Raw genomic sequence first — 13,331 nt, 5'->3', positions numbered from 1 at the left:
CAAGCTATGCATAGTGTAGAGAGCTTTCTGAATAAAGGGGTTCCTGAGAGGCTCCGCCTCTAGTGGCTTGACCAGAGGCAGAGCCTCTAGGAATTCGTTCCCAGCCTAGGGGCTGGGAACGAGGAACACAGGACTTTGGGCTTATCTTAGTGCCATTTAGGTCTGAATCCCCTTCCAAGTTTTCCCAGTCCCCAGTCCCCAGTCCCTTTTTCAAGCTTCCTTTGTCAGCATCCAAGCAGAGTAAGCATCCTCAAAAAATCTGCTTTGACGACGAGTTCCCTTATGCTTGCTGACTCTTACTTTCAGGGTAGTTGTGTAAACTCCATCCATTACCTGATGTCCATAACCACAAACTTGACCAACTTGCCCTGTTCTTTGATGCAAAGCATAATCTCCAATATTCAGCATAATTCTGATTCCCTAATTAACTAGGCTGAGTAGTTTGTTTTTGACTGTTTGGGCGCGATAAAATCACTTTGAGGATATTACCGCGCTCAAAACTGTAAAAATTAAGCTGCAATCCGGGGTCGGTTATTGGGTGCAGTTGGAGCCAGCAAACGACTGTATAGCTGAGTCAGTCGGAATGCCACACTATACCAACTAAAAGCAATTTCTGTCCGTTGCCTTGCTGCTTCACCTAACTGGTCTCGCCAAGCTGGGTTGATCAGAATGCGGTCTATGGCAGCAGCAAAAGCCACTTCATCTTTGGCGGGCGCTAGTAAACCTGTGACCTCTGGTACTACAGTAAACTGCAACCCACCGACATTACTAGCTACGACTGGAGTTTTACTCGCCATCGCCTCAATGGCAACTAAACCAAAAGGTTCATAGTGACTGGGCACTACGCAGACATCAGCAGCAGCGTAGTAGAAGGGGAGGACGGTTTCATCTAGGCGACCGGTAAAGGTTGTACAATCTTCTAATCCGAGTTCAGTGACAATGCTGGCGATGCGATCGCGTTCAATTCCATCACTCTGACCTGGACGACTACCACCCCCAATCACTAGTTGGAGGTTAGCCTCACCCCTTAAACTCGACTTGCCAATGGCTCGTACTAAAGTTTCAATACCTTTGCGTCGGTCAAACCGACCAACATAGAGAACCATCTTGGCATCTGGTGCAATTCCCAACTTTTCCCTTGCAGCAGACCGCAGAATTTCCCCAAATTTATCAGTATCAGTACCACAGGGAATCATTTCAATGTTCCCTTTGCTGGAAACGAGTATCCGCATGTGTTTCTGTTCTTGTGGACTGGTCGCAACCACGCAGTCTACAGTTTCTAGACAGGCTTTTTCTATAGCTAGTCGCTGGGCTGCAATTACGGGAACATCACCAATACTTCTGTATTTAACCGCTCCTAAAGAGTGGTAAGTATGCACCTGAATCAGCGGTTGTTGCTTTTTCAATTCCATGCCAACCCAAGAAGACAACCAGTAATTGGTATGAATTAGGGAGTAATGGAACCCTTGGCGTTGCTGAAATCGCTGGAATTCTTCGATAAATTCAGGTAAATGGTTAAACAAGTTATCTCGCCCAATAAACTCAGCTGGGCCAGCTTTTAACCGAATAGTACGACAATTCAGACTATGTTGAGCGATCGCAGCTTGGTCAGGACTACTCCGACGAGTGAACATATCCACTTGCCAACCTTGCTGTGCTAGGGCATAACCTACTTGGCGCACATAGACATTTTGACCCCCAGCTTCTTCTTGACCGATTTCAACAGCCGGGTCACCATCGACAGAAATTAGAGCAATGCGATGTTTATTATTCTGGAACATAGCTGATTTTCACCTCAAGGCAAATAATCCTACCTCAGACGCCAGAAATCAAGATATTGTTATCCTCTCTCAAGGCCGAGGGCAGGCACAACGAACCACAAAGTTACCAGCCAAAGGACACTGACGAGAACAAGGCATTACTTGTAAGAATGCTTCTCGTTCAGTCTCTTCTCAATGCCGACGAAGTTAGCTGACGGGCTAGGACTGAGAGATGTCCTTCTTGAAAAAGTTATAAGTTGTGAGTTATGAATTATCTATTTAATAACTTTTAACTCCTCACTCTTAAATCCTCACTCTTAACTCTAACTTTCTTCAAAATACGCCCCAAACTTGGTTCCTCCGCTCCGGTTTACCCTTACTCACAAAACTTTTCAGGGAATATAGTGGATTAGGCAGACTGATTTATTTTTCTTCACAGTTTATAACGTGTCATCATCAACTATGTCAACAGTATGAACAAAAAAAGTGTGTTGGTAATCACTTTAAAGCTTGTTGTGCCTAGCGTTGGAGAATCAGGGTATAGGGGAAAATTTTAGTTTTTAAGATGCTCTCAACAATAAACTTACTGATATTCACTGTTATATTTTCTTGAATTTTTAGGAATGAAATAGACTTGAGAGTTTTAGTGCAAAAAAATCTGGTTAGAGAATATTTGGAAAGTCAACAAATATACTCGAAACCTCTTTCTTTGCAGGAAAGAGGTTTGGCAACCCCCATTTCCTCATAAGAAAGGAGAACAGGGAGGTTTTGAGAAATTTGATGAACGATACTTTTTAAACATCCTCTTAAAGAATCCGAAAAGCAGCAACTTCAGTTTGGAGATTAAGTATACACCTACCAAAATGAGATGTACTCATTGCTAAATCATGGTAAATACAAATTTGAAACTGAGATTTAAACCTGTTTCTTACAGTTGGGTTGCTCTACATCCACAACCTAAAGGAGTAATTCAATTTATTGCAGGGGCTTTCTTTGGTACTTTTGTCCCCATGCTTTTCTATCGCTATCTGCTTCAATGTTTATTCGAGCAGGGATATACAATTATCCTTCTGCCTTTTAATTTTACTTTTAATCATTATGTAGAAGCTGGTTTTCTCATGAGAGAGCAGTATGAAATTCTGCCAGAGCTTGTGAAAATGGCAAGTGTTGCAGGATATGATTATGAAGCCTATCTAGATGATAAGAACTTTTCTTGGATTGGACATAGCCTTGGTTGTAAATATATCTCTTTGTTAGAAGGATTTACTGCTCTACCGCCAAATCCTCAAGATAGAGAACAGTTTATTCGTAATCTGCTGTCTTATACTTCCGATGAGTCACAGTTAAAAAGTGTCGTTGCAGACATTAACATTCTCTTTGAGGAACTAACGCGAAAAACTGCTGAAGTTAAAAAATTAATTTATAGCTATGTGCATAAGGATATCAACTTTAACAGTGTCTTTATTAAAGGGCAGGTTTCTATCCTATTAGCACCTGCTATTGCTGACACAGGGAGTGCAATTCGTCCTCAATTTTTAGCTGATATCATCGATAATCTTGGTTGGGGTGTGAAACCAACTGTTGAAGAAACCCAGAACTTAATCAAGGATAGTGGGCTATTTAATATCATGGGTTTAGTCTGTTTCAAATCAGACAATATTGCTAAATCGACCTGTGAATGGTTTACTAATATTCTGCAAAAGCCGCCTCAAGATTTTCGGGAAAAATTTGCAGGTGGACATTTAAGACCTCTAGGTATTCAATTAGGTAACTATGTCATTAATCTTTTTAATAAACCGTTGATTGAATCAGTTCAAGAGCGAAATAGAGGATTTGAGCATAGTGTTATTCAGTTGCTTGAGAAACTGAAATAAAAATCAACATAATGGGCATTGGGCATTGGGCATTGGGTATTGGGCATGGGGCATGGGGCATTGGGTATGGGGCATTGGGTATTGGGCATGGGGCATGGGGCATGGGGCATGGGGCATTGGGTATGGGGCATGGGGAAAACAGTTCCGAGTTATGAGTAAAAAAGTAAGATTTCACACTCAGCACTCAGAACTCAGCACTCAGCACTCCCTCTCCTCACTCCCTATGCCTTTTTCATAATCCCAACTCTTCTGGAAAACCGAGCATGATATTTAGGTTTTGGACGGCGGCTCCTGATGCGCCCTTACCCAGGTTGTCAAGACGAGCAACTAGCAACACTTCTTTGGTAGTGTCATTGGCGAATACAAAAACCTGAACAATATTGGTGTTTTTGATTGCGTAGGCGTAGCCCGTCGTAGACATAGCATCCAAAAATATTCCGTCTCGCAACAGAGTAGAATCTTGGTATGGAGCAACCTGCACAAATTTTTCACTTTGGTAGTAGTTAGCGATCGCTTCATGAATAACTTCACCTGATGGTGGATTATCCAAAGTCCCCAGGGGCAAAGGCACTTGTACCAGCATCCCCTGCTCAAAATCCCCTACTGCCGGTACGAACAGCGGCGGCGATGCTAACCCTGAGTAATAATGCATTTCTTTGACGTGCTTATGCCCAAACCGCAACCCGTAGATCCCATAGGGATAGAGTGATTCTGCTCCGGCTTGTTGCTCGTGGAAGGTATGGTACTGTTTGATCAGATTCTTCCCACCGCCAGAGTAACCTGACACTGCATTAACGGTGATAGGAAAGTTGCTGTTCAGGAGTCCCTTGGCAATCAACGGACGGATACAAGCCAAGAATCCTGTAGGATAACAGCCAGGATTGCTCACAAACTGGGCGCTGGCGATTTTCTCTCGCTGTCCTGGATTTAGTTCAGGGAAACCATATACCCAGTTCTTAGCTGTGCGATGGGCAGTACTAGCATCAAGGATCTTAACCGTAGTACTACTTACCAAGCTAACAGCTTCAAGGGCTGCATCATCAGGTAGGCAGAGAATAACAACATCGACGGCATTGATTAGTTTAGCTCGCTCAAATGCATCCTTACGTTTAGATTCCTCAATGCTAACTAACTCAATATCATCCCGTTGATTGAGACGTGAGTAAATTTGTAAGCCTGTGGTTCCTGATTCGCCATCAATGAAAATCTTGGGTTTAGTAATCATGCCTTCAGCACCCTTAGATGTAAGTAGTATTTTAAAACAGCTATAGCAATCCGATTATCTTTTTGGAAAAATCAACGAGAAGAAGGCAGGGGGCAGGAAAAGAAACTCTCCTATGTTCGCATAGTGGCTACTCTTACGAGAATGCTTTCAGCGAACTCGCAGGGTATTGCCTCTACCTCATGTAGTTTTGCGTAAGTCCTACAGAGTAATGAAAAAGCACTAATGTAAAGAATAGTTACTAGATAACCTTACTATGTACTCGATAGTGATACCTTCTCGATGCTTGATATCTAGATCAGATTTGATTTTTGAAAAAACGACCTATTCTTAAAGCTTATGTATGAAAAAATTGCTATCCCTATTTTAAGTCTCATATTTGCGACGCTCATACCTAATATGGTAGCTGCTGAGACTGTGATGGAAAAAGTAGCCAGAACAGGGGTATTAACAGCTGGTACTAGTAGAGATGCGCTACCTTTTGCCTATGTGGATAGTCAAGGAAAGTTAAATGGCTATTCTGTAGATATGCTGACTCTGATTAAAGAGCAATTAGAAAAAGACCTAGATAAAAAAATTAAACTGCAATTAGTTGGTCTTAGCCCTTCTGAGCGGATTACTAAAATAGTTAATCAACAAGTTGATATTGTGTGTGATGCTAGTAGTTTTACCTGGAAGCGAGATAAAAAAGTAGACTTTTCTGTTAGCTACGGTGTGACTGGAACCCAATTATTAGTTAAGAAAGGAAGTAATCTAGGTTCCCCTGAATCCCTTATTGGTAAGCAAATTGGTGTGCTGGCGGGAACCACAAATGAGCAGGCGATCGCTCGTGTACAACCTAGAGTTAAGCGGGTGTATTTTAAAACTAGGGCAGAGGGATACACAGCTTTGCAAGAAGGTACTATTGATGGTTTCTCGTCCGATAGCATTCTTTTAGAGGGATGGCTACAACAGCAAAAAAATCCAGATGCTTTTGCGATCGTACCCCCTCGCCCCTATTCACAAGAAGGTATCGCTTGCATGGTGCCAGAAAATAACTCGAAATTCTTGGATACAGTCAACTATTCTCTGGTCAAGTTCATGCAAGGATTTGTCAATGGTAATCAGCAATATGTCACTATTTTTGACCGTTGGTTTGGGTCTCAAGGCGCTGTAGCGCTTAATCGGGATTTACGTGATTTGGTAGTGGAAACTATGCAATTGGTCATAGAATTTCGTGAGGAAATTCCTAAAAGCGACCTGTGATATCAAGTCCGGTTAAAGACTTATCATTAAGGCAGCAGAGGGGTATAGGGGAAGGGTTTTTGGGTTTCTGGATATCCCGCAGTTTTTGAGGTGTGGAGGGTGCAGCAAGTAGATACAAAGCGGAGGTAGCAATGTCAATCTGTGCAAGATTTGCACGGTTGTCAAAGGTTTCATACACATTAATAAAGTTGTATGCTGTTCGTCGGCTCCAACCAAATTCTGCTTTCAACCAAGTATCAAACTGCCCATGCTTCAGTTTAGAACGCACTTCTGCCAATCGTTGCCCAATCTCCCAAATGTCTTGAGCAGTCTGCCGTAACTGCTCTCGGATTTCTGTTGTGCACTGTTCAACTAATGTCCGCTGCTCTGGAGTGAGAAGTTCGTAATCAAAACGAGTAATAATTGTATCTTTTGTATCCTTGTGATTTGATTTTACCATTGTGAATTTCCACATCCATTGGCGAAGAACTCAGCTATTTTGGATTACAGATAGAACATACACAAAATCGTGAGCATAATCTCACTCAGTTGTAGCTAGACTTCCTGCACTAAGTACACTATCTTAGGGACTTCCAAGAAATAAATTATCCATTTTGTGGAGTGGGCAACATGAGCGCCCTAAATCTGGGACGGGTGGGGACACCCATCCCACAAGAAAATTTGGGATGTTATTTTATTTGGAAATCCCTTATTCATTTTATTTTAAAAGCAGGAAAATCTGGAAATTAGACTTATATCGTGTCTGGCTAAAGACTTTTCATTTAGAACGCAGTTCTTGCTGGGGGCTGGGAGCAGCGAGAAAGAGGCGTTTCCGATTTTTGCACAGATGCGTAATCATAAGTGATTAACCGGACTTGATATCACAACAAAAGCTGAGTGTTTGGTAGCTGGTAAGATTTAACCTGCAAAAGGGAGGGAATCTGAGCAAGATACCTATGCTGACAACTAACAACTAAAGACTTGACAAAAAATCCCATTTACTTGTTAACTGAGAATAATTACTAATTATTTCAATATTTAGTTAAAAACGCTGGCATGGTTTTTGCATTATCAGGAGGCTTGTCTGAATCAATAAAAATTACCATTCTTATTGATTCAGACACAAATTTAAGTTGGCACATTGGACTGATTTCCGGTAGCAACGATTACTAAAGACATCTGCCGTTTAGCCAGTTTCTACAGCAAAGTCAGATTTAGGTGTATCAGAAAAATCATCACATTGAAGAAGGCAGGAGGCAGATAGCGCAGCGTAAAGCCTTCTCTACGAGAGGCTCCGCCAACGGCATGGCTTCTCTACGAGACGCTGCGCGAACGCTTAGAGCGAGTCTGCGAGCGTCGGGCAGCTATGCTGAAGGAACTTTTTCGTCGAGGATTCAGACCCCGCCAATTGTAAGCGCTTTTGTTTTCGGCGGGGTTTTAGACCCTTGTTCCCTTCGGTCACAGCCTATTGACAGGAAGTAGCATTCCCTTCTGCCCTCTGCCTTTCTTGATAACTTGTGTAGACAGAGTTTGAACTGAATTATTGAATTTGCGTGTTTTTATATCAAGGGTGCGAATTTTTACATGAAGACTCAGTTACTAATTTCGACAAATAATTCCTTGCTAGAAGTTGACCACATTTTTATTTGTGTTGAGGATGCACCTAAAGTTGAATTCTTTGAGCAAGCGGGATTGATGTTTGCCAGTCCTGCTGTGCAGCAGATAGAACGAGGTACAGCCTCACAGATTCTCTTTTTTGAGAACTTTTATCTAGAGTTAATTTGGGTTGAGGATGAAGTCGCTGCTGAAATCTATGCTGTCCGCACAGGTATAGACTTTTTAGGGCGATCGCATTGGCGACAAACGCAAATCTCTCCATTTGGGATTGCTCTGCACCAGCAGTCTCGCGCCACATCCTCGTTCGAGGAGGAATTTCGGCGATCGCAACCCCAAAAAACAGAACTATTATTAAGTTTTTCCAGTGATAATTTAGTCACCCAAACTGAACCTTTATGCTTTGTCATTCCTGATGCGATCGCCTTACCAACTTTATTAAAAAATTTTCCTAACTTCCAAAAACAGTTTGTGTCTCATCCACTAGGGCTAAGAAAAATGACAGGAATAGAGGTAACTGTTACTCATACTTACTCTGTAACTCAACCTCTGGCACTGTTAGTAGAGAATGGAGCAGTGCAAGTTGAGCAAGGAACTTCCCCATGTCTACAGTTGACCTTTGACAATTATATGCAGAGGAAGATATTAGATGCACGAGCGATCGGTATTCCTCTAGTTTTCAAATTTTAGCAATCGCTGCTTTTTTAGTTAAGAAAGGTGCATTTGTTGAATTTTTAATTGTTTACTAGAATGTGTTTCTTGAAAGAGGTTTAACGAGAAAAATCAGTTTGTTCTACTTGATCTAATAATTTTGCGATCGCTTCTGGATCATCTAGTGTTGGTATTTGGTTTTCGATGATAATTTTGGCTATACCTGCAACGGTTGGTGATTCAAATAAAAATTGTCGCATCGGCAATTCTACTTGAAATTCTTCCCGTAGCTGAGAAACCGCCTGAATTGCTAGCAATGAATGTCCACCCAACTCAAAAAAGTTATCGTGAATGCCGATGGGAGCAATACCCAATAAGTTTTCCATTAATTGGGCAACTCTGGTTTCAATGTAGCCACTAGGGGCAACGTAAGTGGTAGGAATGTTAGGGCGTGCGTGGTTATTATCAGTGCGTGTAGTATCATGAATTACTTCAGGCTGTATGAAACGAGACTGGAGGTTTACAGGCGAAACAGTAACTAGTGCAGCGACAGGTTGGGCTAGAATGCGCTCAGTCACTTGCCAAACTTCCTGGGGAGTCATAGCCAAATCTACAAGAGCAGCACCTGTGAGTATGGCAGTTTCATCAAAACGCACTGCATCCCAGTTGATACTAATCCAAGGTGTATCACTGTTTTGACTACGTTGCTGTGCGAAAGCATCCATAAACAAGTTTGCCCCGGCATAAGCAGCAAAGCCAATTCCACCGACAACCGCAGACAGAGAAGATTGCAAAAGGAAAAAGTCTAAGGGTTGATTGTGGAGAGCTTTTTCTAATGCTAATAAACCATGTATTTTTGTATGGAATTGTCGGCTACATTCCTGAGTATCGAGGTTACGAATCAAACAACTGGCGCGATCGCCCATAGCCGCAGCATGAATGACTCCATTAATTGCCCCAAATTGGCTTGTAGCTTCGGTAATAGCAGTTTGCACTTGCATGATATCCGCTAAGTCAACGCTATAAAATAGGAATTCACATCCTGTAGTTTGTAAAGCTTGCAACTGTTGAATACAGTGGCTAATGGGATTTTGGCGACCGTGGGAAGCCAACCAAGTTTCCCATTGGGCAGGTTGTGGCAAATCTGACCGTCCCAAAAGTATTAATTTCGCGTTCACTGTTTGCGCCAGAAACCGGGCATAAATTAACCCCAAACCTTCCACCAAGTCTCCAGCGATCGCATACACGCCACCTTCAATTAGGGGTATTTGGGAAGACTCAGGGGCAGGTAAAGGAATCGGCTGGAATTCTTGTATCCAGCGAGTTTTACCCCGGTAAGCAATGAAATAGTTACCTCTCCCTAGCGCTCCTACCCCCCTCTGTCCCGATGAAAGGGGGGTGTCTTCGGAGTTAAATACACCCCTCCCCAGCCCTCCCCTTGGCAAGGGGAGGGTGTTTGATGGGGTGTTATTTATCGTTAATTCCGCTATCAGTTGCTCAAAATTGGCGATCGGAAGTGATAAATCAATATTTTGGCAAATCAAATTCGGGTATTCTTGGGGAATTACTTTGCAAAGACCGAGAATTGTTGCGTCTGCGGGATTGAGGGTTTCAGTTAAGAGAACATTTTGCACCTGCTGAGTCAGTACATAGATTCTTAGAGGCTGCGGTGATGAAGATAATGCCTGAGTCAGCCAGAGTAAACTGTAAAAACCGAGGGTTTGCCTTTGCTCAAAGCGATCATTTGCTACCGAATCGGTGAGAGTCCATAAATGTGCGATCGCATCAGGTAAAGTTCCGGCTGTTTGTAATTGCTGCCATAGTGTTTCATAATCTTTTGGGTTATCAAGCGCAATGGTGTAAGCGTCGCCCTTTGAAGTAAATTCCGCTCCTGGTGTCACGGTAATTACTTGCTGTCCGGCTTTCTGGAGACGCTGCACCAGTTGTTCACCGATACTGTCAGGATGACAAAAGACCAAATATCGTTGTTTTGTTGGTATCTGAGAAGGACGCAGAAGCGGCGATCGCACCCAAGAGGGCAAATAAAACCAATTTGATATATCCTCTTGCTTCTGGGGCTTTTCTGGCAGGATGGGAGCAACTTCTGACGATGGATGTCGGTCTATCCAGTAGCGCTGCCGCTCAAAGGGATAGGTTGGCAAGGGCAGTTTTTGCGGTTGTTGTAAAGCATAGAATTTAGACCAGTTGACGGCTACGCCCGAAAGCCAAAGCTGTCCCAAGGTTTGGCAAATCAAGCCGACATCCGATTTGGTATCTTGGGGATGTCGCCCAGATGCGAAAGTAGGCGGTGCATCGGTAAATTGTCGAATAATGGTACTCAAGGTTTGACCAAATCCAACTTCCAGAAAAACCTGATGGGATGTTTGTTGCAGTTGCCTAATTCCGTCGCTAAACTGCACTGGCTGACGCAGATGGGTTGCCCAATAGTTGGGATCACAAGCTTGTGCCGCAGTCATCCAAGTACCTGTGACGTTAGAAATCAAAGGAATTTGCGGTGGATGGAGTTGAATCTTGTGTAAGATTTCTGTAAAAGGTGCGATCGCCTTTGACATCATCGGTGAGTGAAAAGCATGGTTTGTATGCAATCGCCGATAGGTAATATTTTCACTAGCTAAACGTTGTTCTAAAAGTGCGATCGCTTTTTCTTCTCCTGACACCACGCATAATCTAGGCGCATTGTCAACAGCAATTACTAAATCATCTGTAAGTAACGGTTGCAGTTTCTCTGCGGCGAGGGAAACAGAAAGCATCACTCCTGGGGGACACTGTTGCATCAGTTGTCCGCGTTGCACAACTAGCATCAAGGCATCAGCTAAGTTGAACACACCAGCTAATGTGGCGGCGACATATTCACCAATACTATGACCAATCATCGCCCGTGGCTGGATTCCCCATGATATCCAGAGTTTGGCTAGGGCATATTCGACTACAAATAAAGCGGGTTGGGCGTAGGCGGTTTGGGATAAATCTGGAGAGTGGGGAGTGGGGAAGGGTTCTAATTGCTCCCTCCCCTTAGCAAGGGGAGCCACTGCGTTGGGCGGCTCTGCCGACTTGAAGCAAGTGGCGTGAGGGTTGGGGAGGGGTGTATTTAATTCAGGATAGAGAAGATTTCGCAAATCCAAGCCTAAATGTGGTACGAGTAATTCACAACAACGATCAATTTCTTCTCGAAAAATTGCCTCGGTTGTGTATAACTCCCATCCCATATTCACATATTGGCTTCCTTGTCCTGGGAACAGAAAAGCTACGGTAGTTTGAGCCGCACCGGGTGATTGACTTAAAAGTTGTGGAGAATCAGATGTAGTTAATATTTCCACTGCTTCCGACGCAGTTTGACAAACCAAACAGCGACGATGTTCAAAAGCGCGTCGTCCCGTTTGCAATGTATATGCCACATCAGCAATATCTGTATCGGGAAACTGTTGCAAATATGTAGCGAGATTTCCTGTTGCTACCTCCAAAGCTGATGGAGTTTTTGCACTCAGAATTAGAAGATGAGGACGTTCAATTCCATCTTTATTTTGAATTTCTGTAGGTGCTTGTTCTAAAATTGCATGGGCATTTGTACCACCCATGCCAAAAGAACTAACTCCCGCCCTTCTCGGTACGCCATTATTTACCCAGGATGTCAACTTGGTATTCACAAAAAATGGACTATTGGCGAAGTCAATTTGGGGATTCGGGCTGGTAAAATTCAGACTGGGGGGAATTTGTTCGTGCTTAAGAGCCAATGCGACTTTGATTAATCCTGTCACACCCGCAGCTGCATCTAGATGACCAATATTTGTTTTTACTGAGCCAATGGCACAGAATTGTTTTTTGTTGGTATGTTGGGAAAATACCTTAGTCAAGGCAGCAATTTCAATGGGATCACCTAAAGCTGTTCCTGTACCGTGGGTTTCAATATATTGAATTGTTTCTGGTTCAACTTTGGCTTTAGATATTGCAGTGGCGATCGCCTGTGCTTGTCCTGTTACACTAGGTGCAGTCAAACCCACCTTTTGGGAACCATCATTATTAATTGCAGTGCCTTTGATGATCGCATAAATATGATCGCGATCGCTAATTGCATCCCGTAAACGTTTGAGGACGACAATTCCCAACCCATTCCCAAAAACTGTTCCCTTGGCGTTGACATCAAAGGCGCGACAATATCCATCTGGTGAAAGTACGCCATCGTCTTTGTAAAGATACCCTGTTTTTTCCCCAGAACCAAGGGATACACCACCCGCCAACGCCATATCGCATTCTCGATGCAGCAAACTTTGGCAGGCCAAATGGACACTTACTAAAGATGTGGAACAACCCGTTTGGACTCCACAACTAGGCCCAGTGAGATTTAATTTGTAAGATACACGGGTAGGCATTAAACCCATAACATTACTAATAACCACCTGCACCGGATCGATGGTATTGTAGTTGGGATTGCTGTATAAGTTGACAAGATAACTATTTAATGCTGTACCTGCATAAACTGCGATCGCACCTGGATATTGTTCTGAATCGTAGCCTGCATTTTCTAATGCTTCCCAAGCACATTCTAAAAATAGGCGATGCTGGGGATCGAGAATTTCTGCTTCTCTAGGTGAATATCCAAAAAAGGCTGCATCAAACTCATCAATTCCAGAAAAGCTGGCGTATGCACGAACATAATTAGGGTTTTGTAATTCTTCTGGCTTGACTCCGGCTGTCAGTAATTCGTCATTTGTGAGTAACTCAATGGACTCGATACCATTTTTGATATTGTGCCAAAACTCATCTACACTACGAGCGCCGGGAAAGCGCCCAGCTATACCAATAATAGCGATTTGCTCTTGTTTTTCGAGTTCAACTGCTTCTAATTTAGTCCGAGCATCTTTGAGAGCAGCCAAAATGCGTTGAGATGAAGTTAAGTTGTTAATATTATCTATGGAAGAATTCATAATAATTTTGTGTCGCACAAAAAAGAACGTTAAGTGAATTGAA

9 protein-coding genes and 1 riboswitch are annotated in these 13,331 nt (G+C 43.0%); of the genes, 4 read left to right on the top strand and 5 right to left on the bottom strand.

Annotation, left to right across the window (positions count from 1 at the left end; genetic code table 11):
• Positions 1-210: 210 nt before the first annotated feature.
• Together HUN01_RS33280 and HUN01_RS33275 are read right to left on the bottom strand one after the other, a co-directional pair.
• Positions 211-408, bottom strand: a complete 198-nt coding sequence (locus tag HUN01_RS33280) for a hypothetical protein (protein ID WP_069070258.1) — start codon at positions 406-408, stop codon at positions 211-213.
• A 101-nt stretch (positions 409-509) separates the two neighbouring features.
• Positions 510-1,781 carry a glycosyltransferase gene (locus tag HUN01_RS33275; RefSeq protein WP_181929733.1) on the bottom strand — a complete coding sequence of 424 codons (1,272 nt, stop codon included), beginning with the start codon at positions 1,779-1,781 and terminating at the stop codon, positions 510-512.
• Positions 1,782-1,941: 160 nt separating this feature from the next.
• Positions 1,942-2,183, bottom strand: a riboswitch (cyclic di-AMP (ydaO/yuaA leader).
• A gap of 464 nt (positions 2,184-2,647) precedes the next feature.
• On the opposite strand from HUN01_RS33275, the gene HUN01_RS33270 reads away from it, so the two are divergent.
• Together HUN01_RS33270 and HUN01_RS33265 are read left to right on the top strand one after the other, a co-directional pair.
• The gene (locus HUN01_RS33270; protein ID WP_181929732.1) at positions 2,648-3,634 is read left to right on the top strand and encodes a DUF1350 family protein; all 987 of its coding nucleotides are present in this window, start codon (positions 2,648-2,650) and stop codon (positions 3,632-3,634) included.
• Between the two features lie 11 nt (positions 3,635-3,645).
• Positions 3,646-3,789 carry a hypothetical protein gene (locus HUN01_RS33265; protein ID WP_181929731.1) on the top strand — a complete coding sequence of 48 codons (144 nt, stop codon included), beginning with the start codon at positions 3,646-3,648 and terminating at the stop codon, positions 3,787-3,789.
• Positions 3,790-3,866: 77 nt separating this feature from the next.
• On the opposite strand, the gene argC is transcribed toward HUN01_RS33265, so the two are convergent.
• Positions 3,867-4,856 carry an N-acetyl-gamma-glutamyl-phosphate reductase gene (gene argC / locus HUN01_RS33260; RefSeq protein ID WP_181932926.1) on the bottom strand — a complete coding sequence of 330 codons (990 nt, stop codon included), beginning with the start codon at positions 4,854-4,856 and terminating at the stop codon, positions 3,867-3,869.
• A 339-nt stretch (positions 4,857-5,195) separates the two neighbouring features.
• On the opposite strand from argC, the gene HUN01_RS33255 reads away from it, so the two are divergent.
• On the top strand, positions 5,196-6,101 hold the full coding sequence (locus HUN01_RS33255) for an amino acid ABC transporter substrate-binding protein (protein ID WP_181929730.1): 906 nt from the start codon (positions 5,196-5,198) through the stop codon (positions 6,099-6,101).
• On the opposite strand, the gene HUN01_RS33250 is transcribed toward HUN01_RS33255, so the two are convergent.
• Positions 6,085-6,540 (bottom strand): DUF3102 domain-containing protein, encoded by a 456-nt coding sequence (locus HUN01_RS33250; RefSeq protein ID WP_238845887.1) that lies wholly within the window; start codon positions 6,538-6,540, stop codon positions 6,085-6,087. The two genes, HUN01_RS33255 and HUN01_RS33250, sit on opposite strands and share 17 nt — an antisense overlap.
• 1,124 nt (positions 6,541-7,664) lie before the next feature.
• Between HUN01_RS33250 and HUN01_RS33245 the strand changes: the two genes are divergently transcribed.
• On the top strand, positions 7,665-8,384 hold the full coding sequence (locus HUN01_RS33245; protein WP_181929729.1) for a VOC family protein: 720 nt from the start codon (positions 7,665-7,667) through the stop codon (positions 8,382-8,384).
• Between the two features lie 80 nt (positions 8,385-8,464).
• On the opposite strand, the gene HUN01_RS33240 is transcribed toward HUN01_RS33245, so the two are convergent.
• Positions 8,465-13,288: a type I polyketide synthase gene (locus HUN01_RS33240; RefSeq protein ID WP_181929728.1), complete on the bottom strand. Its 4,824-nt coding sequence runs from the start codon at positions 13,286-13,288 to the stop codon at positions 8,465-8,467.
• Between the last annotated feature and the right edge of the window lie 43 nt (positions 13,289-13,331).

This window comes from Nostoc edaphicum CCNP1411, from assembly GCF_014023275.1.
In the GTDB taxonomy this organism is placed as follows: domain Bacteria; phylum Cyanobacteriota; class Cyanobacteriia; order Cyanobacteriales; family Nostocaceae; genus Nostoc; species Nostoc edaphicum_A.
The sequence above is the reverse complement of the archived record's forward strand: the minus strand, read 5'-3'. Positions and strand labels throughout refer to the sequence as shown.